General features: G+C 68.5%; 20 protein-coding genes. 12 read left to right on the forward strand and 8 right to left on the reverse strand.

Annotation, left to right across the window (positions count from 1 at the left end; all coding sequences use genetic code 11):
• The first annotated feature begins 138 nt into the window (after nucleotides 1-138).
• On the forward strand, nucleotides 139-1,563 hold the full coding sequence (gene dnaB / locus V7Z98_RS14750) for a replicative DNA helicase (protein WP_293262447.1): 1,425 nt from the start codon (nucleotides 139-141) through the stop codon (nucleotides 1,561-1,563).
• Nucleotides 1,564-1,761: 198 nt separating this feature from the next.
• On the opposite strand, the gene egtD is transcribed toward dnaB, so the two are convergent.
• The gene (gene egtD, locus V7Z98_RS14755) at nucleotides 1,762-2,760 is read right to left on the reverse strand and encodes an L-histidine N(alpha)-methyltransferase (protein WP_293262450.1); all 999 of its coding nucleotides are present in this window, start codon (nucleotides 2,758-2,760) and stop codon (nucleotides 1,762-1,764) included.
• The gene (gene egtB, locus V7Z98_RS14760; RefSeq protein WP_334158810.1) at nucleotides 2,760-4,052 is read right to left on the reverse strand and encodes an ergothioneine biosynthesis protein EgtB; all 1,293 of its coding nucleotides are present in this window, start codon (nucleotides 4,050-4,052) and stop codon (nucleotides 2,760-2,762) included. Before egtB ends, egtD begins: the two co-directional genes overlap by 1 nt.
• Before the next feature lie 166 nt (nucleotides 4,053-4,218).
• Here egtB and V7Z98_RS14765 point away from each other — a divergent pair, with 166 nt between their 5' ends.
• Entirely contained in the window at nucleotides 4,219-4,455 is a 237-nt protein-coding gene (locus V7Z98_RS14765; protein ID WP_334158811.1) for a hypothetical protein, read from the forward strand.
• 288 nt (nucleotides 4,456-4,743) lie between these two features.
• Here the strand turns inward: V7Z98_RS14765 and V7Z98_RS14770 are convergent, their stop codons facing one another.
• Nucleotides 4,744-5,226 (reverse strand): hypothetical protein, encoded by a 483-nt coding sequence (locus V7Z98_RS14770; RefSeq protein ID WP_334158812.1) that lies wholly within the window; start codon nucleotides 5,224-5,226, stop codon nucleotides 4,744-4,746.
• 325 nt (nucleotides 5,227-5,551) lie between these two features.
• Between V7Z98_RS14770 and V7Z98_RS14775 the strand changes: the two genes are divergently transcribed.
• From V7Z98_RS14775 to V7Z98_RS14785, 3 genes are all read left to right on the forward strand, one after another.
• A complete protein-coding gene (locus V7Z98_RS14775; RefSeq protein WP_334158814.1) occupies nucleotides 5,552-6,313 on the forward strand; it encodes an SDR family oxidoreductase in 762 nt (253 codons plus the stop codon).
• A gap of 27 nt (nucleotides 6,314-6,340) precedes the next feature.
• A complete protein-coding gene (locus V7Z98_RS14780; RefSeq protein WP_334158815.1) occupies nucleotides 6,341-7,639 on the forward strand; it encodes a M20 family metallopeptidase in 1,299 nt (432 codons plus the stop codon).
• A gap of 64 nt (nucleotides 7,640-7,703) precedes the next feature.
• Nucleotides 7,704-8,342 carry a trimeric intracellular cation channel family protein gene (locus V7Z98_RS14785; protein WP_334158816.1) on the forward strand — a complete coding sequence of 213 codons (639 nt, stop codon included), beginning with the start codon at nucleotides 7,704-7,706 and terminating at the stop codon, nucleotides 8,340-8,342.
• Nucleotides 8,343-8,511: 169 nt separating this feature from the next.
• Here V7Z98_RS14785 and recJ read toward each other — a convergent pair whose 3' ends face one another.
• Complete coding sequence (gene recJ, locus V7Z98_RS14790) at nucleotides 8,512-10,227, reverse strand: single-stranded-DNA-specific exonuclease RecJ (protein ID WP_334158817.1); 1,716 nt, start codon at nucleotides 10,225-10,227, stop codon at nucleotides 8,512-8,514.
• Between the two features lie 74 nt (nucleotides 10,228-10,301).
• Nucleotides 10,302-11,468: a hypothetical protein gene (locus tag V7Z98_RS14795; protein WP_334158819.1), complete on the reverse strand. Its 1,167-nt coding sequence runs from the start codon at nucleotides 11,466-11,468 to the stop codon at nucleotides 10,302-10,304.
• A gap of 319 nt (nucleotides 11,469-11,787) precedes the next feature.
• Between V7Z98_RS14795 and V7Z98_RS14800 the strand changes: the two genes are divergently transcribed.
• The 4 genes from V7Z98_RS14800 to V7Z98_RS14815 all read left to right on the forward strand — a co-directional run bounded on the left by V7Z98_RS14800 (nucleotide 11,788) and on the right by V7Z98_RS14815 (nucleotide 18,497).
• Complete coding sequence (locus V7Z98_RS14800; protein ID WP_334158820.1) at nucleotides 11,788-13,050, forward strand: lipoprotein-releasing ABC transporter permease subunit; 1,263 nt, start codon at nucleotides 11,788-11,790, stop codon at nucleotides 13,048-13,050.
• Nucleotides 13,043-13,762, forward strand: coding sequence for a lipoprotein-releasing ABC transporter ATP-binding protein LolD (gene lolD / locus V7Z98_RS14805; RefSeq protein ID WP_334158821.1), 720 nt, complete (start codon nucleotides 13,043-13,045; stop codon nucleotides 13,760-13,762). Before V7Z98_RS14800 ends, lolD begins: the two co-directional genes overlap by 8 nt.
• A gap of 381 nt (nucleotides 13,763-14,143) precedes the next feature.
• Nucleotides 14,144-16,159, forward strand: a complete 2,016-nt coding sequence (locus V7Z98_RS14810; protein WP_334158822.1) for a methyl-accepting chemotaxis protein — start codon at nucleotides 14,144-14,146, stop codon at nucleotides 16,157-16,159.
• Between the two features lie 355 nt (nucleotides 16,160-16,514).
• On the forward strand, nucleotides 16,515-18,497 hold the full coding sequence (locus V7Z98_RS14815) for a methyl-accepting chemotaxis protein (protein ID WP_334158823.1): 1,983 nt from the start codon (nucleotides 16,515-16,517) through the stop codon (nucleotides 18,495-18,497).
• Nucleotides 18,498-18,562: 65 nt separating this feature from the next.
• Here the strand turns inward: V7Z98_RS14815 and V7Z98_RS14820 are convergent, their stop codons facing one another.
• The 3 genes from V7Z98_RS14820 to V7Z98_RS14830 are packed head-to-tail and all read right to left on the reverse strand — an operon-like array spanning nucleotide 18,563 to nucleotide 20,558.
• On the reverse strand, nucleotides 18,563-18,904 hold the full coding sequence (locus V7Z98_RS14820) for a GlpM family protein (RefSeq protein WP_293262486.1): 342 nt from the start codon (nucleotides 18,902-18,904) through the stop codon (nucleotides 18,563-18,565).
• Between the two features lie 25 nt (nucleotides 18,905-18,929).
• Complete coding sequence (locus tag V7Z98_RS14825; protein WP_293262489.1) at nucleotides 18,930-19,961, reverse strand: potassium channel family protein; 1,032 nt, start codon at nucleotides 19,959-19,961, stop codon at nucleotides 18,930-18,932.
• 42 nt (nucleotides 19,962-20,003) lie between these two features.
• On the reverse strand, nucleotides 20,004-20,558 hold the full coding sequence (locus V7Z98_RS14830) for a DUF2062 domain-containing protein (protein ID WP_293262492.1): 555 nt from the start codon (nucleotides 20,556-20,558) through the stop codon (nucleotides 20,004-20,006).
• A 138-nt stretch (nucleotides 20,559-20,696) separates the two neighbouring features.
• On the opposite strand from V7Z98_RS14830, the gene V7Z98_RS14835 reads away from it, so the two are divergent.
• The 3 genes from V7Z98_RS14835 (at nucleotide 20,697) to V7Z98_RS14845 (ending at nucleotide 25,311) form a co-directional block, all read left to right on the forward strand.
• The gene (locus V7Z98_RS14835; protein ID WP_334158824.1) at nucleotides 20,697-23,165 is read left to right on the forward strand and encodes a DNA internalization-related competence protein ComEC/Rec2; all 2,469 of its coding nucleotides are present in this window, start codon (nucleotides 20,697-20,699) and stop codon (nucleotides 23,163-23,165) included.
• Nucleotides 23,166-23,584: 419 nt separating this feature from the next.
• Nucleotides 23,585-24,499: an alpha/beta fold hydrolase gene (locus tag V7Z98_RS14840; RefSeq protein WP_334158825.1), complete on the forward strand. Its 915-nt coding sequence runs from the start codon at nucleotides 23,585-23,587 to the stop codon at nucleotides 24,497-24,499.
• Between the two features lie 2 nt (nucleotides 24,500-24,501).
• Nucleotides 24,502-25,311: an alpha/beta fold hydrolase gene (locus V7Z98_RS14845; protein ID WP_293262501.1), complete on the forward strand. Its 810-nt coding sequence runs from the start codon at nucleotides 24,502-24,504 to the stop codon at nucleotides 25,309-25,311.
• The last annotated feature ends 68 nt before the right edge of the window (nucleotides 25,312-25,379 follow it).

Raw genomic sequence — 25,379 nt, forward strand, 5'->3', positions numbered from 1 at the left:
TTCGGCACGAATGCCGTCCAGCGCAAGCTGGGCGGCATTTTGCTTTGTGGCCGCCTGAGCAAAATGCCGCCGGCCCCGCCGACCGGCAGGGTAAAATCGCCCCCTCGTTACTCTTTCCACCGAATTCTGGCCGCCGCTGTGAACAGCCCCACCCGCACCTTCAAACGCAAGTCCGACGTCTCTCAGTCCATCGATCCGGCCCTCGCCCAACTGCGCGTGCCGCCCCACTCCATGGAGGCGGAACAGTCGCTGCTGGGCGGCCTGCTGCTCGACAACCAGGCCTGGGACAAGATCGCGGACAAGGTGAACGAGAGCGACTTCTACCGGGACGAGCACCGCCGCATCTTCCGCCACATCGCCGGCCTGATGGAAAAGGCAAAGCCGGCCGACGTGGTGACGGTGTTCGAATTGATCGAAGCGGCGGGCGAGTCCGAGCAGACCGGCGGCCTGGCCTACCTGGGGGAGCTGGCGGCCAACACCCCGTCCGCCGCCAACATCGGCCGCTATGCCGAAATCGTCCGGGAGCGGGCGGTGCTGCGCAAGCTGGTGAGCGTGGGCGATGAAATCTCTACCTCGGCCCTCAACACCATGGGCAAGGACGCCAAGACCCTGCTCGACGAGGCCGAGGCCAAGGTGTTCGCCATCGCCGAGGCCGGCAACCGCCACCAGCAGGGCTTCGTGCACATCAACCCCCTGCTCAACCAGGTGGTGACCCGCATCGAGGAACTGCACGACCGGGAGAACCCTTCCGAGATCACCGGGGTGCCCTCAGGCTTCCTCGATCTAGACAACAAGACCTCGGGCCTCCAGCCCGGCGACCTGATCATCGTCGCCGGCCGTCCCTCCATGGGCAAGACTGCCTTCGCCCTGAACATCGCCGAGCACGTGGCCGTGGAAGAGCGTCTGCCGGTGGGGGTGTTCTCCATGGAAATGGGTGGCGCCCAACTGGCCCAGCGTATGCTGGCCTCGGTGGGCCGCCTCGATTCGCACCGGCTGCGCACCGGCCGCATCACCGACGACGAGTGGGGCAAGTTCACCTTCGCCCTGGGCAAGATGCACGAGGCGCCGCTGTACATCGACGAGACCGGCGGCCTCAACCCCATCGACCTGCGCGCCCGGGCGCGCCGCCTGCACCGCCAGTACGGCAAGCTCGGCCTGATCGTGATCGACTACATCCAGCTCATGTCCTCGGCCCGGCCGGCCGACAACCGGGCCAACGAAGTGTCGGAAATCTCCCGCTCGATCAAGTCCCTGGCCAAGGAGCTGGAAGTGCCGATCATCGCGCTCTCCCAGCTCTCTCGTAAGGTGGAAGAGCGCACCGACAAGCGCCCGATGATGTCCGACTTGCGCGAATCCGGCGCCATCGAACAGGATGCCGACGTGATCCTGATGATGTACCGCGAGGAATATTACAAGCAAGACACCCCGGACAAGGGCATCGCCGAGGTGATCATCGGCAAGCAGCGTAACGGTCCTACCGGCACCGTGCGCCTGGCCTGGCAGGGCGAATACACCCGCTTCGGCAACCTGGCCCAGGGCGGCTTCCGCGATTCGGAGAACTGATCCCGGGTTGCCCGGCGGTATACGTTCCCATTCCACGACGGCCCGGCCTTGCCCGGGCCGTTGCCGTTTGGGGTAGCCCGGAAACCCGCGCCAGTGCTTGCGCTACGCAAAGCCTGCCTGGAGAGGGGCGCCAATGCTGGCGCTACGGGCATGCTGCCAGGAAACCCTTATGGGGCGCGGCTCTTCAGAGCCACTCCGTCAGTGCGTTGTTCCCCGGCGCGCTCCCGGCGCCAGGCGCAGACGATGCACGCAGAAGCGCTCCTGCCCGTCGCTCCAGCAGTCCTCGGCCAGCCAGCCGGCGGCGTGGGCCAGGGCCTGGAAATCGCCGCGGCAATACTTGTGGGAATTCTCGGTGTGGATCGTCTCGCCCGGCGTGAAGTCGAAGCGCCGTCCGCACAGCTGCACCCGCTGGGTCCGGCGGCTGACCAGGTGCATCTCGATGCGGCCCAGGTCGGCCCGGTAGCGCGCCTGGTGGGCAAAGCCGTCTACGTCGAAGTCGGCCCCCAGTTCCCGGTTGATGCGCACCAGAAGGTTGAGGTTGAAGGCGGCGGTGACGCCCTGGGCGTCGTCGTAGGCGGGCAGCAGCACCGCCGGGTCCCGGGTGCAGTCGGTGCCGATCAGCATGCGGGCACCGTCCCCCAGGGCCGCCGCCATCAGGCGCAGGAAGGCGACCACGCCGAAGGGCGACAGGTTGCCGATGGTGGAGCCGGGGAAGAAGCCCAGGCGGGGCCGTTCCGGCGCTTGCAGGTCGTCGGGCAGGTCGAAGGGCAGGGTGAAGTCGGCTACCAGGGGCACGATGTGCAGGCCGGAAAATTCCAGGGCCAGGGCCCGGGCCGAGTCCAGCAGGAACTCCTCGGCCAGGTCGAGAGGCACGTAGGCATGGGGTTCGGCCAGGGCGCGCAGCAGCAACGGCGTCTTGCGGCTGGAACCGCTGCCGATCTCCACCACCACGGCGGCCGCCCCCACCGGGCGGGCCATGTCTCGGGCGTGGGCTTCGAGAATGCCGATCTCGGTGCGGGTCGGGTAGTACTCGGGCAGCCGGGTGATCTCCTCGAACAGCTCGGAGCCGCGCTGGTCGTACAACCAGGCGCTGGAGATGCGCTTTTGCGGCAGGGCCAGCCCGGCGAGCACGTCGGCGGCAAAGGCGCCGGCAGCGGGGCCCCGGGAGGCGGTGGCGTTCAAATCAGTGGTATTCATCAAGCGTCCTCGGCCAGGCGCAGGCCGGCAAACTGCCAGCGCTGGTGGGGGTAGAAGAAGTTGCGATAGGTGGCGCGCAGATGGCCGGCCGGGGTGGTGCAGGAGCCGCCGCGCAGCACGAACTGGTTGCACATGAACTTGCCGTTGTATTCGCCGATGGCCCCAGCCGCAGGGCGGAAGCCCGGGTAGGCGACGAAGGGGCTGGCGGTCCATTCCCACACGTCGCCGTACATCTGGACCAACCCCGGTCCGGCAGCGTCGGGGGCCGCCAGGGGGCGCAGGGTGCCCCGGTCGGCCAGGTTGGCCCCCTCCAGCGCGGCCTCAGGCAGGCCCTGGGCGGCCACTTCCCACTCGAACTCGCTGGGCAGCCGCTTGCCTGCCCAACGGGCGTAGGCATCGGCCTCGTAGAAGCTGACGTGGGCCACCGGAGCGGCCGGGTCCAAGGATTGCAGCCCGGCCAGGGTCATGGCCCGGGGCGCCTCCCCGGGGGCAGGCTCGCCGTTCCAGTGGAGCGGGGTGGTCCAGCCCTCGGTCTGGACCGTCTTCCAGCCGTCGGAAAGCCACAGGGTGGGAGTGCGGTAGCCACCGTCGGCGATGAAGTCGCACCACTCGGCGTTGCACACCGGGCGCGAAGCGAGGCGGAAGGGGCGCAGCAGCACCTCGTGGCGCGGCCCCTCGCAGTCGTAGGCAAAGCCCTCACCATCGTGGCCGACCCAGTGCCGGCCGCCGTCGAAGGGAATCCAGGCAGGCGAGCCGGGCGCCGTGGCGGGGGCGGACGGCGGCGCGGCGTCCCGGTAGGCCGGATGCAGGGGGTTCTGGGCGAACAGGTGCAGCAGGTCGGTGAGCAGCAATTCCTGGTGCTGCTGTTCGTGGTGCAGACCGAGGACGACGCGCCGGGCGAGGGCGTCCGGCACTGGATCGGCCAGCAGGCGGGCCATGGCGTTGTCCACATGGGCGCGGTAGCCCTGCACCTCGTCCAGGGATGGCCGGGTCAGCAGTCCCCGCCGGGGGCGCGGATGGCGGGCGCCGACGCTGTCGTAGTAGGAGTTGAACAGGTAGCGGTAGCGGGCGTCGTAGCCGCGGTAGGCAGGGGCCGCGCCGGCCAGGATGAATTCCTCGAAGAACCAGGTGGTGTGAGCCAGGTGCCACTTGGCCGGACTGGCATCGTCCATGGATTGGACCGTGGCATCCGCATCGGACAGCCCCTCGGCCAGGGCGAGGCTGCGGGCGCGCACCGCGGCGTAGCGGCCTGCCAGGTCACAGCCGGAAGCATCGGCGGGCGCGGGCATCATCGACATCCTTCCTGCGGCGGCGGAACGGCTTTTCACCTTAGGCGAGCCAAAGGGCTTTTGCCAGGCGCTCGTTGCAAGCGGGCAGCGTCATATCTCGGTAACAACGGCAGGCCACTCTCGGTGCGTTGCAGGTCGACGGTGTGAATCGTTTAAATCCGAGGTCGCGATGGCTGAGACGATATTCTGCTACTGCTGCAGGTTGAAGCATCCCAAGGACCAGATGCGTCTGTACCCGACCAAGCGCGGGCCGCGTTGGCGCTGCCTGCGCAGCATCGAGGGAGCGAGCCGGAGCATCGCCGAGCGCGACGCGTTCGGCCAGCAGCAGACGGTGATCAACAGCGAACAGGCGCGCCTCCACGCTCAGTACTCGCTACGCCTGCGCCACGGCGACGCCGCCCGTTAGCCCCGGCACCCGCCGCAGCCGGGAGTCCGGTTTGCCTGGATGGGGAGTCAGGTGGCCGGGCCTTGTTCTAAGGGTCGGTGGCCGCTGCGGGCATCGCCCTTTGCCGCCCGGAAATCTCGGCTCACCGGACTGTTTTTCTTCAGAGGGTGGGCGAAGGTCCGCGCCAATAAAGGCGTTTCGAGGTGGCTGCCTGGAGAGCCTCGCCAATACTCGATCTTCAGAGGGCATGCCTCAAACCCCGCGACTGGCGCGGGGTTCGGCCATATCGAAAACTACGGTTGGGAAAAATCAGCCCCGGGCGGGCTTCCAGCCCGGGTGGGCGAAGTAGCGGCCATAGGCCTGCAAGGCCTTCGCCACCTTGACGGCGCCGTCGTGGCGGGACGTGCCTTCCTGGCTTTGCATGACCTCGGCGCCGGCCAGCAGATCGGCGATCACCAGGTGGAGCATGGCATCGGCCTCGGCGCCGAGCTTGCAATGTTCCACGGCGTAGGCCACTTCCTTGTTCACCGTGGCGGCAAGGGCGGCGTAGTCGGCGTCGCTGAAGCGCTCCTGGTGGATCCGGGGCAGGGCGTGGGCCATGGCGCCGTTGATGCGCCCCATGGCGCCGCGCAAGGGGGCATCGGTCTGCCATTTCTTGCCGGCGTTGAGGTGCAGCAAGGCCGGGGCTTCGGCACTGCCGTGGTCGTGGGAATGGCCATGGGCCTGAGCCTGGACGGAAGAGGAGAGGGTGAGCAGGGCGGCCAGGAACAGGGGCGTGGCGGGTAGTTTCATCGTGAAGTCTCTCGGAGATGTGAAGGGCCGAGACCTGGATCGGGGCCGCGGACGAAATACCCGAGCATTTTTGTCGGCTACTGCTTAAACCAACCTTAAGCCAAGGGGCTGGATTTGATGCCGCTCATAAAAGCCCACAAGTGCGGATTCCCCGCCTGCCTGGCGCGCGGTCCAGGGGGAAGGCGATGCCTCCTGAAGGGGGTGTTTCCGGATGAACCTAAATCTCAGGGCCTGGCCTAACACCCGGCACAAAATCTGTCTTCACGGGATCGCTGGCACCGAATCGCGGTACGGTGCGGTAACGGTCCCTGACCTGGAGCAAGCCATGGCGCAACGCGTGCTGGTGACCGCCGGAGCCTCCGGAATTGGGCGCGAGATTGTCCGGGCGTTTGCCGCGGGCGGTGCCCGGGTCTTCGTGTGCGACATCGACGCCCAGGCGCTCACGGTGCTGGCCGGTGAAATCCCCGCCGTGACGGTCGGCATCTGCGATGTGTCGAAGCGGGCCGAGGTCGAGCGCATGGTGGCGGACTGCGCACAGGCCTTGGGCGGCCTCGACGTGCTGGTCAACAACGCGGGCATCGCCGGCCCGACCGCGCCGGTCGAGACGATGGACCCCGATGCGTGGGAAAAGGTCATGCAGGTGGACCTGACCGGAACCTTCAACGTCACCCGCTGCGCCATTCCCCACCTGAAACAGTCCAGCGCCGGTGCCATCATCACCATGTCATCGGTGGCCGGGCGTTTCGGCTACGCCAACCGCAGCCCGTATTGCACGGCCAAATGGGGACTGATCGGATTCACCAAGACGCTGGCCATCGAGCTGGGCGAATACGGGATTCGCGCCAATGCCATCCTGCCGGGCGCGGTGGACGGACCCCGCATCCAGCGGGTGTTCGAAGGTCGTGCCCAGGTGAGCGGCCGGCCCCTGGAGCAGATCAAGCAAGAGGCGATGGCCGTCCAGTCGCTCAAACGATTGGTCGATCCGAAGGACATTGCCGCATTGGCGGTATTCCTGGCCTCGGATGCCGCAAAGTCGATCTCCGGCCAGATGCTGCCGATCGACAACGACATGCAGCAGGCCAGTTGACCCTGCCACGATTCAAGGACACCAGCGATGAGCACGACGACCGCAACGACCGCAACGGCTGCGGAGCCTGTCCTGCAGCATCTCGACCGGCTGCTTCCCGACCTTGAGGCCTTCTACAAGGACGTGCACGCGCACCCCGAGTTGTCGATGCAGGAGACGCGCACGGCCGAACGGGTGGCGGAGCGGCTGCGCGCCGCCGGGTATGAAGTGACGACGGGGATCGGGAAGACCGGTGTGGTGGGCCTGCTGCGCAACGGCGACGGGCCCACCGTGATGTTGCGCGCCGACATGGACGCACTGCCGGTCGAGGAGGCGACCGGCCTCGACTACGCCAGCAAGGAAACGGCCAAGGACCGGGAAGGCAACACGGTGCCGGTGGGGCACATGTGCGGGCACGACATGCACGTCGCCTGGCTCGTGGGGGCGACAGCCCTGTTCGCCCAGGCCAAGCCGGCCTGGCGGGGAACGCTGATGGCGGTCTTCCAGCCCGGGGAAGAGACCGCGGAAGGGGCGCAGGCCATGATCGACGACGGCCTCTTCACACGCTTTCCCAAACCGGCGGTCGTCCTCGGGCAGCACGTCATGGTGGGGCCGGCCGGTGCCGTGGCCGGACGCACCGGCGCCATCACTTCGGCGGCGGACAGCCTGCAAATCCGCCTGTTCGGTCGGGGCGCCCACGGATCGATGCCCCAGGCCAGCATCGATCCGGTGGTGATGGCGGCCGCGACGGTGATGCGCCTGCAAACCGTGGTGTCCCGCGAAGTCGCCGCGGCGGAGGCCGCCGTGGTTACCGTGGGGGCATTGCAGGCGGGCACCAAGGAGAACGTCATCCCCGACGAAGCGATCATCAAACTGAACGTCCGGACATTCGACGAGGGGGTGCGCAAGCGGGTGCTGGCGGCGATCGAGCGGATCGTCAATGCCGAGGCCGCCGCATCGGGCGCCCCGCGGCCGCCGGAGATCACCACGCTCGATCACTACCCGCTCAACGTCAACGACGTGGAGGCGAGCAAGCGGGTGGTCGAGGCGTTTCGCCGGCACTTTCCCGCCGAGCGGGTCCGGCAAACCGGGCCGGCCCCGGCCAGCGAGGATTTCGGATCGTTCGGCACCGAGTGGCACGTTCCGTCCGTCTTCTGGTTCGTCGGCGGCACCGATCCCGAGGTCTATGCCGCGGCCATGAAAGCGGGGCGGCTCAACGAGCTGCCGGTCAACCACAGCCCACTCTTCGCGCCGGTCATCCACCCGACGCTGCGGACGGGGGTCGAGAGCCTGGTCGTCGCCGCCCAGGCGTGGTTTTCGGAGCAACTGCAACAGGCGCCCGCCTAAGCCCGCGTGATCGCCGGGTCGTCCCGGCCAGCGGCCTCATCGGGCGCCGTGGGGAGAACCTGCGATGTCGCTTCTGCTCGTCCTCGATCTTGCCGGCACCTTCGTTTTCGCCCTCAGCGGCGCCACCGCCGGCGTGGAGCGGCGGCTCGACTTGTTCGGCATCCTGGTGCTCTCCTTCGTCGCCGGAAACTTCGGCGGCATCACCCGCGACCTCCTGATCGGCGCGGTGCCCCCGGCCGGCATCGGCGATTGGCGTTATCTGGCGGTGTCGCTGCTGGCGGGGGGGGTCACCTTCTACCGCTATGCGGCGGTGGATCGGCTGCGCTCCCCCGTCCTCATGTTCGATGCGGCGGGGCTCGCGCTCTTCGCTGTCTCGGGGGCGCACAAGGCGCTCATGTTCGGGCTCAATCCCTTCATGGCGGCGTTGCTCGGCATGCTCACGGGCATTGGCGGTGGCATGGTGCGCGACGTCCTGCTGGCCAATGTCCCCACCGTCCTGCGCGCCGACATTTACGCCACGGCTGCGTTGGCCGGTGCGGCCGTGGTGGTGGTGGGCGAACTGCTGAAGCTTCCCCCCACCGTCACGACCATCGTCGGCGCATTGCTGTGCTTCGGCCTACGCCTCATGGCCCTGCGCCGCGGCTGGCACCTTCCGGTTGCCCGGCCCGAACGGTCGCCCGACCAACAACAGTCCCAGGACTAGGCATGCCCTCGTCTTCCCCGTTTCCCGGGGAGCCCCACATGCCATCAGGTCGTCCTGATACGGTGCTTGTACGGGGGGCGATTGACGGAAGAGGTTGGCATCCGCTAGGCCGACGAAGGCGTTCAGGACCCGGGGCAGGAACCGTGCTTAAGAGATTGAGGGAGCGCCCTCAGGCCCCTTCGGCGTACTCGATCACCAGCTGGGGGCTGGAGATGCCGTTGTACTCGTTGACGGTGAGGCGGTAGGCGGCGCGGATATGGTCGCCGGCGTCGTCGGTGGAGTTGAAGCGGATCGCTTCCAGCCGGGTGTTGCCCTTGCGCAGGGTCAGCTTGAGGTGCTTTTCCTTGAGCACGCGGCGCTGTTCCACCACGAATTCGTCCTGGAACAGGGGCGGGGGGAAGCCCTGGCCCCACACCTCGCCTTCGAGCAGGCGGGCCACGTCCAGGTTGAAGAAGCCGGAATCCAGGCCGCCGTCGGTTTCCAGGGTGCGGGTCAGTTCGGCCTCGGTCAGCCATTCATCGGCGACCCGGGCGAACTGGTCGCGGAATTCGTCGAAGCGTTCCTCAGGGATGGTGGCGCCGGCGGCCATGGCGTGGCCGCCGAATTTGACCAGCAGGCCCGGGGCGCGTTTGGACACCAGGTCCAGGGCGTCGCGCAGGTGGAAGCCGGGGATGGAGCGCCCCGACCCCTTGATCTCGCCGTTCTCGCCCCGGGCGAAGGCGAACACCGGGCGGTGGATGCGGTCCTTGATACGCGAGGCCAGGATGCCCACCACGCCCTGGTGCCAGTCCGCATCGAACAGGGCCAGGGCGGCGGGAATGGCGTTGCCTTCGCCTTCCAGGCCGCCGGCCTCCAGTTCGGCCAGCCGCTCCAGGGCCTGTTCCTGCATGCCGGCCTCGATCTCGCGCCGTTCCCGGTTGAGCTTGTCCAGTTCCTGGGCGATGTTGAGCGCCCGGCCCGGGTCGTCGGTGATCAGGCATTCGATGCCCAGGCTCATGTCGGAGAGGCGCCCGGCGGCATTCAGCCGGGGGCCGACGACGAAGCCCAGGTCGAAGGCGGACAGGCGGTTCAGTTCCCGGCCGGCGGCGGAAAACAGGGCGCGGATGCCGGCGCACAGCTTGCCCTGGCGCATGCGGGCCAGGCCCTGGGCCACCAGGATGCGGTTGTTGCGGTCGAGCTTGACCACGTCGGCCACGGTGCCCAGGGCCACCAGGTCGAGCAGGTTGCCAAAATTGGGTTCGGGCCGGTCGACGAAGAAACCCCGGTTGCGCAGCTCGGCGCGCAAGGCCAGCAGCACGTAGAACATCACCCCGACCCCGGCCAGGTTCTTGGAGGGGAAGGCGCAGTCCGGCTGGTTGGGGTTCACGATCACCTCGGCCTCGGGCAGGGTCTCCCCCGGCAGGTGGTGGTCGGTGATCAGGGTGGCGATGCCCAGCTCCCGGGCCCGCTCCACCCCGGCGATGCTGGCGATGCCGTTGTCCACGGTGACCAGCAGGTCCGGGTTGCGCTCGGCGGCCAGATCCACGATCTCCGGCGACAGGCCGTAGCCCAGGGTGAAGCGGTTGGGCACTAGGTAATCCACCGTACCGCCCAGGCTGCGCAGGCCACGCACCGCCACGGCGCAGGCGGTGGCGCCGTCGCAGTCGTAGTCGGCCACGATCAGGATGCGGGCTTCTGCCTCCAGGGCGTCGGCCAGCAGCGCGGCGGCGTCTTCGGCGCCCTTCAGGGCCTTGGGCGGCAACAGGCCGGCCAGGCCGTAGTCCAGGTCGCCCTTGGCGGCCACCCCCCGGGCGGCGTAGATGCGCGCCAGCAGCGGGTGCAGGCCCGATTGTTCGAGGCTCCAGACGAGTTTTTCGGAAACGGGGCGGGTGACGATGCGGGTCATGGCGTGGGGTGTCGGGTCGGTGTCTGGGGCAGGATGCGTGGGAGCGGCTGGGGGCTTGGCGTGGGTGGATGAGATCAGGCGCCCGGCCCTTCCGGATTGAGTTCCACCCCTTCGGCCTGCCAGGGGGCGGCGTAGGTGGCCAGGGCGGCGGCGGGCAGGGGGCGGCGCCAGAACTTCCAGCGGTCGCCGGGAACCAGGGTCCAGCTCACCGTGGCCCGGGTGGCGGGCACGGTCAGGGTCAGGCCGGTGAGCTGGCCAGCCCACAGGGCGGCCAGGGCCGGGGCCAGCCAGGCGGCCTCCACGGCGGGCAGGGCGCGGCGCCAGGCATCCCGGTCCTGGTACAGGGCGGCGTCGAACAGGCTGTCCAGCACCACCAGCCCCCGGCCGGCGGCGGACGCGGCCTCGGTGGTGGGCAGGGCGGTGAAATCGTCGGGCAGGGCGGCAGCCCGGGCCGGGCCGGCCAGGCCCCGGGCCAGGGGGGGATCGGCCCAGAGGTGGGTGAGGGCGGCCAGGGGGGCGGAAGTATTGGCGGCGGCGGAAAAGTCCGGTGCCGCCGGCAGGCCGTAGCCCCACAGCCACAGGCTGTTGACCGGCAGGTGGCCGGCGTCTTCGCGGCGGGCGTTGGCCGGGTGGGTGTGCAGGGCCATCTGGGCGTCGCTCACCACTCGGGTCAGGGCCGGCGGCAGGTCGGCGGCGGGCTGGCGGCCGTCGAGGCGGCGGCCGGCCACCGCCGACAGGGGCAGCACCGGCGGCAGACCGAGGGTGGTATCGAGCAGGGCTTGGGGCAGCCAGGCGTACCAGCGGTCGGGGGCCGGGGCGGCAATGCGGATACCGTCCGGGGCGAAGTAGTCGTTGAGCCCGGCCACCAGGGCTTGGGCGTCGGCGTCGTCCAGGGCGAACTGGCGAGCATCGGCCACCACCACCTGCTGCTGGATGAAGCGCAGGTGCACCGGGTCGGCACAGACCCAGGCGCCGGGGGACTGGATCGCCGGCAGGGGAGCGGCTTCGCCGGCCAGCCGGGCGGCGGCGGGGGAACGTTCCGCCTCGGCGCCATGGCCGGCCTGGAGGCGCTTGGCCAGCACTTCTTCCCAGGCCGGCGGCCGTTGCCGGGGATGGTCCACGGCGCTGCGCCGTCCCCGGGCCAGAACCGTGCCCAGGGCGGGCAGGGCCAGGTCGGCGTAGATGGCGGTGTCGCGGCGGTCGGGCCAGAACAGGTCGGGGACGAGGATTTCCAGGTGCATGGCGGTGCTGCGTGGGGCCGTGGCAGGGCGGGAGGGGATATCGGGACGCGGGGGTTGCCGGCGATGCCGAATACCGGCTGATATCGGCGGGGATGTGTCCGCAGAGTCCATGGAGCCTGCGAATTGGCCGGGTCCCGCAGTGGGTCCGGGTGGCCCGGGGGGAGGGCGGAGTGTAGCATAGCGTCTTTTCCGGGCGCCCCTGCCGGCGTGGCGCCGGACGCCGTAACGCCAGGGCATCTCACCCGGCGCCACGGCTCGCGATTTCCAGTTGTACAGCCCGTTCCCGCTCACTGCATCCACTACCTTTCCGCCAATTTCCGTGTCCTCCCTTCCCTACGAGTTGCTCATCGGCCTGCGCTATACCCGGGCCAAGAAGCGGGGCGCCCGGCGCAACCGCTTCGTCTCGTTCATCTCCGCCATTTCCATGGCCGGCATCGCCCTCGGCGTGGCCGCCTTGATCGTGGTGCTGTCGGTGATGAACGGCTTCCAGACGGAACTGCGCGAACGCATCCTCGGCGTGGCCTCCCACATTCAGATCGAAGGCATGGACGGCCAACTGCCGGACTGGCCCCGGGTGCTGGAAGAGGCCCGCCGCCATCCGGATGTGAAGGGGGCGGCCCCCTTCGTCCAGGCCCAGTCGATGCTGACCTTCGGCGAGGAGGTGCGCGGGGTGGTGATCCGCGGCGTGCTGCCCGACATGGAGGGCCAGGTGGCGGACTTTGCCAATCATTTGAAGAGCGGCGCCCTGTCCGATCTGCGGCCCGGCGAGTTCGGCATCGTCCTTGGCAGCGAGGTGGCCCGGGCACTGCACGTCTTCGTCGGCGACAAGGTGACGGTGATCGCGCCGCAAGGCTCGGTGACCCCGGCCGGGGTGGTGCCCCGGCTGAAGACCTTCCGCGTGGTGGGCATCTTCGAGGTAGGCATGTTCGAGTACGACTCGGGCCTGGCCCTGATCAACTTGCAGGATGCCCAGACCCTGTACCGGATGGGCGACAACGTCTCGGGTATCCGCCTCAAGCTCGACGACCTGTTCCAGGCACCCCGGGTGGCCCGGGAGGTGGCCCGGATGATCCGCACCGACGCCTACCTGACCGACTGGACCCGCAGCCACGCCAACTTCTTCCGCGCCGTGCAGATCGAGAAGAACATGATGTTCATCATCCTGTCCCTGATCGTCGCCGTGGCCGCCTTCAACATCGTCTCGACCCTGGTCATGGCGGTCACCGACAAGCAGGCGGATATTGCCATCCTGCGCACTCTGGGGGCCTCGCCGCGCAGCATTATGGCCATCTTCATGGTCCAGGGCGTGCTGATCGGGCTCGTCGGACTGGCCATCGGCGTTGCCGGCGGCGTGGCCCTGGCGCTCAACATCGACGTGGTGGTGCCCTTCATCGAGCGGATCACCGGCATCCAGTTCCTCTCCAAGGAGGTGTATTACATCTCCCAGCTGCCCTCGGAGCTGCAATGGCGCGACGTGACCACCGTCACCATCGTGGCCTTCGTCCTGGGCATCGTCGCCACCCTTTACCCCAGCTACCGGGCCTCCCGGGTCAATCCTGCCGAGGCGCTGCGCTATGAGTGATGCCGTTCTGACTTCCGCCCCCCAAGCCCCCCATGCCGCCGCCGAGGCGGTGATCGAGGCCCGGGGGCTGTCCAAGATCTTCAACGAGGGCAAGCTGTCGGTGCCGGTGCTGAGCGGCATCGACCTGACCGTTGCCGCCGGCGAGACCCTGGCCATCGTCGGTGCCTCGGGTTCGGGCAAGAGCACCCTGCTGCACCTGCTCGGCGGCCTGGATACGGCCAGTGCCGGCGAGGCGCGCTTGAAGGGCCGGCTGTGGGCCGGTATGGGCGAGGCGGAACGGGGCGACTGGCGCAACGCCCACCTGGGCTTCGTTTACCAGTTCCACCACCTGCTGCCCGAGTTCTCCGCCCTGGAGAACGTGGCCATGCCCCTGCTCATCCGCCGCACCGAGCGGGCCGAGGCCGAAGCCCAGGCCAGGACGGTGCTGGAGGCCGTGGGCCTGGGGCACCGCCTTGCCCACACCCCGGGCGAGCTGTCCGGCGGCGAACGCCAGCGCGCCGCCCTGGCCCGGGCCCTGGTGACCCGGCCCGCCTGCGTGCTGGCCGATGAGCCTACCGGCAACCTGGACCGGAGCACCGCCGACCAGGTGTTCAACCTGATGCTCGACCTGGCCCGGAGCCAGGGCACTGCCTTCGTGATGGTGACCCACGACCTGGAACTGGCCGGGCGCTGCCATCGCCACCTGCGCATCAGCGACGGCCGCCTCGGCTGAAAAACGTTTCTGCAAGCAAGGGCAGCCCCCATCCGCCGCGTCCCGGCGGCGGATGGGGGCTGCCTGCCGTCCCGTGCGGGCGCCGAGCCGGCTGGCCTTGTCGCAAGCACCGTGGCCGCCGCACCCCGGCCCGGCAAATTTCCCTGGCATTCTTTCGCCGTCTCCCGACTTGCGCCACTGTGGCGCGTGACGCCCCGGATCTCCGGCAGCGGCGTCCATTTGCGCTATTAGGCTGGGGCGTCCGGGGCAGGTAGAATCCCGGCCACTTTTACAGTAGGGTTATTTCCCCAGGCGTACCTGAATGGAATTCAACGGCCATTTGCAGGTCATATTCCAAAGCGCTGGTTCCCTACCCTTGTGGCCCGCTCCGACAGGAATCCCATGAAGACATTTTTTGGTCCCGCCGTCTGGTTGATGAACCGGTTGTCCTACCCGCGCAAGTTCCTGTTGCTGGGCGGGGTGGTGTCGGTGGCCGTGCTGCTGCTGCTGTTCAACCTTTATTCGACCCTGAACGGCCTGATCGACCTGTCCCGGCGCGAACTGACTGCCCTGGACACCCTGCGCCAGAGCCAGTCCCTGGTGAAGCTGCTGCAGCAGCATCGGGGCCTGTCCTCGGCCGTGCTGAACGGCAACGAGGCGATGAAGGACGCCCGGGCAGCCAAGGAGGCCGAGGTGGGCGAGGCCCTGGTCCGCACCGAGGGGGCCCTGGGCCCCGGGCTGGCCGGCGAGGAGGGATGGCGGCAGATCAAGGATGGCTGGAGCCAGCTGCGCAGCGGCGGGCTGGCCCTGGCGCCGGCGGACAACCTGGCCCGCCATACGCGCCTGGTGGACGAAGCCCTGGTCTTCCAGGTGGCGGTGGCCGATGCCCAGGGCCTGACCATCGACCCGGACATCGATTCGTTCTACTTGATCGATACCATCGTGAACAAGCTGCCGGCGGCCCTGGAGCGCCTCGGCCAGCTGCGCGCCCGGGGTACCGGGATTCTCACCCGCAAGGAAGTGAGCGATAACCAGAAGGTGGAACTGGTCGCCCTTCTCGCCGACCTGGATGCCCAGGTCAAGCACTACCGCATCCAGGTGGCCAAGGCGCAGAAGGCCAACGGGGCGGTGAAGGGCCTCCTCGGCGATTCGCCCCAGGCCTTGATCGCCGCTGTGGACGCGACTACCAAGCTGGTCCGCGAGGATATCCTGGCCGGGCACTTCGCCACCCCGCCCAAGGCGTACTACGACCAGTTGACCGGAGTGATCGACCAGGGCTACCAGCAGATGTTCGCCACCCTGATGCCGGCCACCGAAACCCTGGTCAAAACCCGCATCGCCCGCGCTCAGCACAGTCTCTATGCGGCCCTCGGCATCCTGGTGCTGGTGGCCTTGCTGGCTGCCTACCTGGCGGCGGGCACCTACCTGTCGGTGATGCGGGGGCTGACCGATTTCTCCAGGGGCGCCCAGCTCATGGCCGAGGGCGACCTGACGGTGCGCGTCAGCGTGGCTACCCGGGACGAATTGAAATACCTGGCGGAAGGCTTCAATGCCCTGGGTGAGGGGTTTTCCAAGCTGATCCGCAAGGTGCAGGAAACCTCCGGCCAACTGACCGCATCGTCCCGCCAGGTGGCCGAGTCCTCGGCCCAGATCACCGAGGCGACCCAGCAGCAGAGCGACGCCGCTTCCAACATGGCGGCCGCCGTGGAAGAAATGACCGTGGGCATCGACCACATCAGCCACAGCGCCACCGAGGCCCACGGCCTGTCGGCCCAGGCTGGCGAGCTTTCCGATGCCGGCGCCGGCAAGGTCCAGGCGGTGGTGGCGGAAATCGAGCGGGTGGCCGAGTCGGTCAGCGGTTCGGCAAGGGTGATCGAAGACCTCGGACGCCATTCGGAAGGCATCTCGGCCATCGTCAATACCATCAAGGAGATCGCCGACCAGACCAACCTGCTGGCCCTCAACGCCGCCATCGAGGCGGCCCGGGCCGGCGAGGCGGGCCGGGGCTTCGCCGTGGTGGCCGACGAAGTGCGCAAGCTGGCCGAGCGCACCGCCCACTCCACCCAGGAAATCGGCGAGATGATCGGCGCCATCCAGAGCGGCACCCGGGAGGCGGTCGGCAGCATGCAGGGGGGCGTGGAGCGGGTGGACCAGGGCGTGCGCCTGACCAGTGAGGCGGGGGAGGCCATGGGCGAGATTCGCGCCAGCTCCCAGCAGGTGGTGACCATGACCAACGACATCGCCGTCTCGCTCAAGGAGCAGAGCGCCGCCGCCACCGAGATCGCCCGCAACGTAGAGCGCATCGCCCAGATGGCCGAAGAGACCAGCGCCGCCGCTGCCGGCAATGCCGACACCTCGGCCCAGCTGCAATCCCTGGCCCTGGAGATGCAGGAGGAGGTGCGCCACTTCAAGCTGTGATTCCGTCATTCCGTCGGAGGCCGTTGCCGAACGCAAGGCCTGGCGCGGCGTTCCGCAATGCCGGCTTGAAACCCTGTGCCCCATCCGGGGCTTCGGGTCGCGTCAAACAAAAACCGCTTGGAAACAAGCGGTTTTTTGCTTTTGAGCGTTGGCGCGGCGGCGATTGTCGCCGGGCAAATCTGATCTGGATAAAAGACGCTGTCGGGAAGCGTTCTTAAAATCGACAATAACGTTGCCCGTTCGCTGTAGTGCCATCGGAAGCGATGGGCGGGCGGCGGGGAAAACGAATCAAAGCAAACAGAAATTCTCGGGGGATCGTTCCATGTCGTTATTTCTCGCGCCTGCCGTGGCACTCATGAACCGCCTGCGCTATGGGCGCAAATTTGCCGTGATCGGCGTCGTGGCCCTGGCGGCCATCGCCATCGTCTTTGCCGGCCTCTTCATCCAGTTGCGCCAGGTCATTACTCAATCCCAGCTCGAACTGGAGGGCATCGAACTGCTCCAGCCCTTTGGCTCGGTGATCCAGGCCAGCCAGCAGCACCGGGGCCTGTCCGGCGGAGTGCTGGGGGGCAACGGGGCGCTCAAGGCCAAGCTCGACCAGCGCACCGCCGACATCGCCCGCGTCCTGGGGCAACTGGATGGGCGCCTGCCGCCGGAACTGCGCGGCAGCCAGCGCTGGGCGTCGATTCAGGAGCAATGGCAGGCGATCCAGGGAGACGGCCTGTCCTGGGTGGCGAGCGAGAACATCGCCGCCCACACCCGGCTGATCGACAGCCTGCTGCTGATGCAGACGGACGCAGCCGACCATTTCCGCATCACCGTGGACCCGGACATGGGCAGCTATTACCTGCTGGAGACGGCGGTAGTGAAGCTGCCCTCCATGCTCGAACGGCTGGGTCAGACCCGGGCCCAGGGCACCGCCATCCTGGCCAAGAAGCAGATCGTCGACGCCCAGAAGGTGAGCCTGGGGGTCCTGGCCGCCCAGGTGCGGGAGACTCTGCGCTTCCTCAATTTCAACCTGGACAAGGCGGCGGCCCTCAACCCCCGGGTGCGGGACACCCTGCTCGCCAGCGCCAAGGACATTTCCGCCGGGGCCGAGGAAGTGGTGGGCCTGGTGAGCCAGGACCTGCTGACCGGCGCCCTGAACAACGATTCCACCGCCTTCTACGAAATGGTCACCAAGGCCATCGACAAGGGCTACACCCAGTATTTCGACACCCTGCTGCCTACCGCCCAGCAACTGATCCGAGTCCGCATCCGGCACGCTGAGGAAACCCTGGCGATCGCCGTGGCGGCTACGGTCCTGCTCGCCTTGCTGTTCTCGTACCTGGCCGCCGGGGTGGCCCGGGCGGTGGGCGAGAGCATCGGCACGGTGGCCGACGGGGCGCGGCGCATCGCCGCCGGCGATCTGGGCGCCCGGGTCGAGGTGAAGAGCCGGGACGAGATGCACGCCGTGGGCGAGAGCTTCAATCAGGTGGCCGATTCCTTCGCCACCCTGGTGCGCAACGTGCAAAGCAGCGCCGGCCGCCTGGCCGAGGCGTCGGAAGGACTGGCCCGCTCCAGCCGGGAGATTTCCCTGTCCACCCAGAGCCAGAGCGAAGCGGCGTCGTCCATGGCCGCCTCGGTGCAGCAGATGAGCGTCGGGGTGGATCACATCAGCCATAACGCCGACGCCACCCGGGCCCTGTCCGCCGAGGCCGAGACCATGTCCGGCCAGGGGACGGAGGTGGTGGGCGGCGTGGTCCGGGGCATCGAGGCCATCGCCGAGGTGGTGCACCGCTCGTCCTCCGCCATGGCCGATCTGGGGCGCCACTCCGAGGGCATCACCGCCATCGTCAATACCATCAAGGAAATCGCCGACCAGACCAACCTGCTGGCCCTCAATGCCGCCATCGAGGCCGCCCGGGCCGGAGAGGCCGGGCGCGGCTTTGCCGTGGTGGCCGACGAGGTGCGCAAGCTGGCCGAGCGCACCGGCCACTCGACCCAGGAAATCGCCGCCATGGTGGACGCTATCCAGAACGGCGTGCGGGAGGCGGTGATTGGCATGGACGAGGGGGTGGCCCGGGTCGGCGACGGGGTGCGCCTCACCGGCGAGGCCGGCGACACCATGGTGCGGCTCCAGGGGGGCGCCCGGGAAGTGGCGGGGAAGGTGGAGGAAATCACCGACGCCCTGCGCGAACAGAGCGCCGCCGCTCAGGAAATCGCCCGTAACGTGGAGCGCATCGCCCAGATGGCCGAGGAAAACAGCGCGGCGGTGGCTGAGAACGCCGGCACCGCCGGGGAGCTGGAATCCCTGGCCGAGTATTTGCAGGGCGAGGTGGGGCGTTTCCGCTTCTGAGGCGCCCCCGCGGCGCAGGCGGGTCCGCTGTCCGGTTGAAGCGGGTCCGCGCGGGTGAGCGCGCCTCAGGCGCCGTGCCAGCGCCCCCAGCCCAGCACCAGCAGCACCGCCAGTGCCAGCCACACGGCGGTGGCGGCCCCCAGGGCGGGGATCAGGGGCAAGCGGTCCAGCAGTACATACAGGGACCCCAGGTAGCCCAGGTAGGGCAGAACCGCCCACAGGCCGAACAGCACCGTGGCCTTCAAGTCGGCGGTGCCGCGTTCGCTGCCGACGATGTAGTGGGCGATCAGGGCGAAGGTGGGGAAGAGGGGGACCAGGCCGGCGATGTAGTAGTTGCGGGTCTTGGCCAGCAGCGCGATCAGCAGCACCACCACGGCGCCGAGCAGGGCTTTGAGGGCGAGGGCCATGCGGATTGTCGGAGGGTTTCCGGGGTCAGGCGATCATGGCGATCAGGGCTTCTTCCAGCTCGATGCGCCCCACCGGGCTGGCCATGGCGATCAGCACGTGGCCGGGCTGCAATTCGAAATCCTTGGCCGGGTTGAACATCCACTCGCTGCCTATGCGCACCGCCAGCAGTACGTACTCGGAGCTGCGCAGGGCCAGCTTGCCCAGGGGGGTGGAAGTGAAGCTAAGGGGCACCGGCACTTCCTCGACCCGCAGGCGCTTTTCCGACTTGAGCATTTCGTCGAGAAAGGACACCACATTGGGCCGCACCATCAGCGAGGCCAGGCGCATCCCGCCGGTGGTGTCGGGGGCGAAGATGGCGTCGGCGCCGGCCTTCTTCATCTTCTCGACGTTGCGCGCCTCCTGGCAGCGGGCCACCACCCGCAGCCGCGGGTTGAGCTGCTTGGCGGTGATGATGATCATCAGGTTGCGCGAATCGTCGCCGGTGACGGCGAACACCCCGGCGGCGGCGCCGATGCCGGCCTTCTCCAGCACGTCGTCGTCGGAGGCGTCCCCGTGCAGGGCGAGCAGCCCGGGGAATTTCTCCCGGTTGGCGGCCAGAGTCTCGCCATTCTCCTCGAGGGCGACGAAGTGCCGGTTGGTGCTTTCCAGTTCCCGCCCTACGTTGCGCCCCACCCGGCCGAAGCCGCAGACGATGTAGTGGTCCTTGAGCTGGCGGATCGTCTTGTCCATGCGTTTTCTCTTCAAAGTGCCGTTCAGGTCCGATTCCAGCACCATCACCGTCACCGACGAGAACAGGAACGACAGGGTGCCGGCGCCGAGCATGCCGATGAACACGGTGAACATCCGCGCCGGCGGATTGTCCGTCATCTCGATGATTTCACCGAAACCGATGGTGGTGACGGTGATGAAGGTCATGTAGAAGCAGTCGAACCAGCTGTAGCGGCCGCCGGTCAGAAGGTGGTAGCCGAGGGTGCCGATGACGTGCACCAGGGCGAACAATGCCAGGGCGCCCTGCAAGTAGCGCAGCACGTTGCTCGGTTCGCGTTGCGAGGCCATGGGCGGAAGAGGGGGAGGTGAGGGCGGTCGGGGCGATTCGGCTCAGGAAGAAGACGCGGTGCGATGCCGCGCGCGGCGGGCGTGCCAGGCACGCACCAGATAGTAGCGCCAGCCGGCGCGCACGATAGCGTATCCCGATGCCGCCAGCAAGGCGGCCAGCAGCACCAGCCCCACCCCCAGGGGCTTGCCCAGGGCCAGGGCCCAGTGGGCCATGGCCTCGACCCAGGCGAGCAACTGGCCGCCGTCGAATTCCGGCGGGCTGACGAAGGTGGCGCTGCCGTCCCCCAGCACCAGCCGGCCCAGTTCGAAGGCCACCAGGTAAAGGGGCACGATGGTAAAGGGGTTGGTGTACAGGGTGGTGAACAGGGCGAGGGGCAGGTTCACCCGCAGGAAGACGCAGCAGATGGCCGCGCCGAGCATCTGGAAGGGGCCCGGGATCAGCCCGCAGAACAGGCCCACGGCGATGCCCCCGGCGGCCGAGTGGCGGTTGAGGTGCCACAGGCGGGGGTGGAGCAGGGTGCCGGCGAAGGGGCGCAGCCAGCGGTTGCCGTGGACCGATTCGTGGTGGGGCAGGAAGCGTTTGAAGATTTTGCGCATGGCTCGGAAATAGTAGCGAGAAAACGGGCGGGAAGCCGGACAAACCGTGGACGGGGGCTTTCCGGGGCGTTGCCGATCGGGGTGGCGCCGCTTTGGCGGCCCAGGCATGGAGCGGGCTTTCTGGTTTAATTGAATGTCATGAGACTGGCGTCCCTATTCTTTGCCCTGGGCGTGCTGCTGCTCCAGGCCCAGCCCAGGTTGCCCGGCTGGCCCTGGGGGCTGCTGTTGCTGCTGTCCGGCGCGGGCGTGCTGGCGGCGGCGTGGCAGACCCGGGGTGCCGAGGCCCGCCGCCGCGCCCTGGGCCTGACGGCCCTGGCCACCCTCCTGGCCGTCCTCGGTTTCTCCTGGGCCGGCTGGCGGGCCGACGACGCCCTCTCCCGCCAGCTGGCGGCAGCGGACGAGGGGCGGGATTTCGTCGTCACCGGCATCGTCACCCGCATGCCCCAGGCCATGTCCTGGGGCGTCCGCTTCGAGTTGGAGGTCGAGCAGATGCAGGGTGCCGGCCTGTTGGGAAAAGAGCCGGGGCCCGCCGTCATGCCGCGTCGCCTGTCCCTGGGTTGGTGGGAGGCGCGCCGCGCCGACAGCCTGGCGGGCCGGGACGCCCGGTCCACGCCGGAGCTGCATTCCGGCGAACGCTGGCGCATGACCGTGCGCCTCAAGCGCCCCCACGGCCTGCGCAACCCGGGGGGCTTCGACGCCGAGGCCTGGATGGTGGAGCGGGGCATCGACGCCAGCGGGGCGGTGCGCCTGGTGCCGGTGCGGCTGTCGGCCTTCGTCGCCCGGCCGGACACGATCATCGAGCGGCTGCGCGAAATGGCGCGGGACCGTTTCCTGGCCGTCCTGCCGCGGCCGGACTACCCCTGGGGCGGTATCCTCGCCGCTCTGGCGGTGGGGGACCAGCAGGCGGTGGATAGCGGCCAGTGGCGCGTCTTTGCCCGCACCGGCACCACCCACCTGATGTCCATTTCCGGCCTCCACGTCACCCTGGTGGCCGGGCTGGTGGCGGCCCTGGCCGGCGCCCTGTGGCGCCGCCATCCCCGGGCCCCATTGCTCCTGGCGACGCCCCGAGCGGCGGCCTTGGCCGGCATGGTGGCGGCCCTGGTCTACACCTTGCTGGCCGGCGCCGGCGTACCGGCCCTGCGCACCCTGATCATGGTGGCGGTGGCCGGCCTGGCGGTGGTGTGCGGACGGGCCACCCGGGTCAGCCGGGTACTGGCGGCGGCGCTAGTGGCCGTGCTGGTGCTCGATCCCTGGGCCGTGCTGGTGCCGGGGTTCTGGCTTTCCTATGGTGCCGTGGGGGCGCTGCTCTACGTGGGCGGTGGGCGGGTCGAGCTTGCCCGGGACGAAGAGGGCGGCACCACCCGGACGTGGCGCGGCCGGATGCGGCTGGCCCTGGCCCGCTTCGGCCTGGCCCAGTGGACCGCCACCCTGGCGACCCTGCCCCTGGTCCTCTTCTTCTTCCAGCAATTCTCCCTGGTGTCGCCCCTGGCCAACGCCGTGGCCATCCCTGTGATCAGCTTTGTGGTCACGCCCCTGGCCCTGCTTGCGGCGCTGCTGCCGGTGGACAGTCTGCTGTGGCTGGCCCATGCCGTGCTGTCTCCCCTGATGTCCCTGCTCGTCTGGCTGGCGGATCTCCCCCTGGCGGTGTGGTCGCCCCCGGCGCCGCCGATCTGGAGCATGGCCCTGGCGGTGGCCGGGCTGCTCCTGCTGCTGGCGCCCCGGGGGCTGCCCGGGCGGCTGGCCGGCGCCTTGCTGCTGCTGCCCCTGGTCACCTGGCCGGTGCCCCGGCCCGGCGCGGGAGAGGCCTGGGTCACCGTGCTCGACGTGGGCCAGGGGCTGGCGGTGGTGGTGCGCACGGCCGGCCATGTGCTGGCCTACGACACCGGCCCGGCTTGGGGCGAGACCGATGCTGGCGAGCGGGTGGTGGCGCCCTATCTGCGTACCCTGGGGGTGGGGCGGCTCGATGCCCTGGTGGTGACCCATTCCGACCGGGACCATTCCGGCGGCGCCCTGTCGGTGCTGCAGGCCTTTCCCACCGCCTGGCTGGTGGACACCCTGCCCGAGGCCCACCCCGCCCATGCCTTCGGCGTGCCGCGGGACCTGTGCGAGCACGGGCTGGCCTGGGAGTGGGACGGGGTGCGCTTCACCGTCCTCCATCCGCCCCGGGAAGCCGTGGCGCCGGGCATCAAGCCCAACCGGCAGAGCTGCGTGATGACGGTGGATGCAGCCGGGCGACGCCTGCTCCTGGCGGCCGACCTGGAAATCCCCGACGAGGCCGCCGTGCTGCGCCGGGGCGGCCCGGAACTGCGCGCCGACGTGCTGGTGGCGCCCCACCACGGCGGTGCCAGCGCCTCGTCCCCGGCGTTCGTCGGGGCCGTGCGGCCGGACCAGGTGGTGTTCTCCGCCGGCTACCGCAACCGTTTTTCCCATCCCCGCCCCGAGGTGGTGGAGCGCTACCGGGAGATTGGCAGCACCGTGTGGCGGACCGACCAGGACGGCGCCGTCACCTTCCGCCTGGGAGTCGATGGGGTGTCCGGCAGCTCCGAGCGCCAGGACCGGCCGCGTTACTGGGCGGCCCGCCAGGAAATGTCAGGAATGCCGAGATAGCGACGATTGTTGCCGCGTTAGGTGTGAAATTTTCCCTAAGCCCCGCTGCCGTAAGGACTTTTTTTCTTGTCCACAGAATCTGTGGATAACTTTGTGAATAAGACGGGGATGAATGCCCTAAGTCGCCTCGGGGCAAGGGTTTTTGTTACTTTGCCTAGAAACCGGGCTGGAAAATTACTTATTTAAAAACAGCAGGTTAATATAATTTTCTGCTTGGCAAGGGGTTTTTGTGACGGGCGGACAAGTTTTGTTACAGGAAATGTCGAGGTGTGCATAAGTCAAGCCCCGGGGCGCACTTTTTTTGTTCCGGCGGGCCTTGACAGCCGCGTTTGCCCTTGTCCGCTGGAGGGGCATGGCGTGCGGGGTCATCCTCATTGGTTATCATGCCCCCTGTCCTGTTTTACGGAATCGATTACGCCATGTCCGTCCTGACCCCGCTGCATCGCTGGTGGACACGTTTCTCCGGCCGCACCGAGCCCCTGGTGCCACGCCAGCGAAGCGTGCTGTGCGCCGATCCCCATGGCCTGCACCGCATGGCCTACACCGAGTGGGGCGATCCGGCCAATCCCCGGGTGGTGGTGTGCGTCCACGGCCTGACCCGCAACGGGCGCGACTTCGACGAGCTGGCCCGGGCCCTGGCCGCCGATTACCGGGTGGTCTGCCCCGACGTGGTGGGGCGTGGGCAGAGCGACTGGCTGACGGAGCCGGCCGACTACGGCTTCCCGACCTACATCGCCGATATGGTGACCCTGATCGCCCGGCTCGACGTGGAGTCGGTGGATTGGGTCGGTACCTCCATGGGCGGGTTGATCGGCATGCTGCTGGCGGCCCAGAACAAGGCGCCGATCCGGCGGCTGGTGCTCAACGACGTGGGGCCGGTGATCACTGCCGAATCCCTGCAACGCATCGGCCAATACGTGGGCAACGCCCCGCGCTTTGCCAGCCTGGCCGATGCGGTGGCCTATGTGCGTACCGTGTCGGCCCCGTTCGGCAATCTCAGCGATGACCAGTGGCAAGCCCTGACCCGACATTGCGTGCGCCAGGGCGAGGACGGGAACTGGACCATGGTCTACGACCCGGGCATCGGCGCGCCCTTCCGCAACGGCTTCGTCTATGCGGACGTGAATTTATGGGGCTTCTACGAATCCCTGCGCCTGCCGGTGCTGGCGATCCGGGGAAAGGAATCGGACCTGCTCACCTCTGAGGTGCACCAGGCCATGGGCGCCCGGGGGCCCCGCGCCTCGCTGGCGGAAGTCGCCGAAGTGGGGCACGCCCCCATGTTTACCGACGCCGGCCAGATTCGGCTGGTGACCGATTTTTTGCTTCAGGAGTGAGGATGAAGGTCGACACGAACATTTCCGCCCGGACCCTGCGGGTCGCGGTGCGCGACCTGGAACTGGAAGTGGGCTGTTGGAGCCCGGCCGGCGCCCCCGCCGGGGCGGATCTGGTGCTGCTGCACGAAGGGCTGGGCAGCCTGTCGCTGTGGCGCGATTTTCCCGAGCAGCTCGCCGCGGCCACCGACCGCCGCGTCTGGGCCTGGTCGCGTCAGGGCTACGGGGCTTCGGGCCACGACCCGGTGCCGCGCACCCCGGACTACTTGGAAATCGAAGCCCGGGACTGGCTGCCCGCCACCCTGGTGGCCCTGGGCATCGAACGTCCGGTGCTGGTGGGCCATTCCGACGGCGGGTCGATTGCGCTGCTGCACGGCCTGCTTTTCCCCGGCGCCCAGGCGGGGGTGATCGCCATCGCTCCCCACAGCTGGGTCGAGGAGGAATCCCTGGCCGGCATCCGCATCGCAGGCCAGTCCTGGCGCGACAGCTTGGGCAAGGCAGGGGGCTTCCAGGCGCGCCTGGCGCGCCATCACGGAGACGCCGACCGGGTTTTTTCCGACTGGCACGATACCTGGCTGTCGCCCCCGTTCCGCCATTGGGATATCCGCTCGCGGCTGCACACGATCGCCTGTCCGACCCTGGCGGTGCAGGGACGCCAGGACGAGTACGCCACTCTGGGCCAGATCGAAGTGGTGCGCGATTCGGTGCCGGGCGCCGAGATGGCGGTGATCGAGGACTGCGGCCACTCGCCCCACCGGGAGCAGCCGGCGGCGCTGATCGCCATTCTGCGCACGTTCCTGGCCGGAAAACCCTGATTCCTGGTCAGGGAATTTAGTGCGACACCTGGAAATCTGACTGTAATCTGACGAAAATTGCTTCAAAA

Origin of the sequence: Oryzomicrobium sp. (assembly GCF_036820405.1) — a bacterium.
Classification (GTDB): domain Bacteria; phylum Pseudomonadota; class Gammaproteobacteria; order Burkholderiales; family Rhodocyclaceae; genus Oryzomicrobium.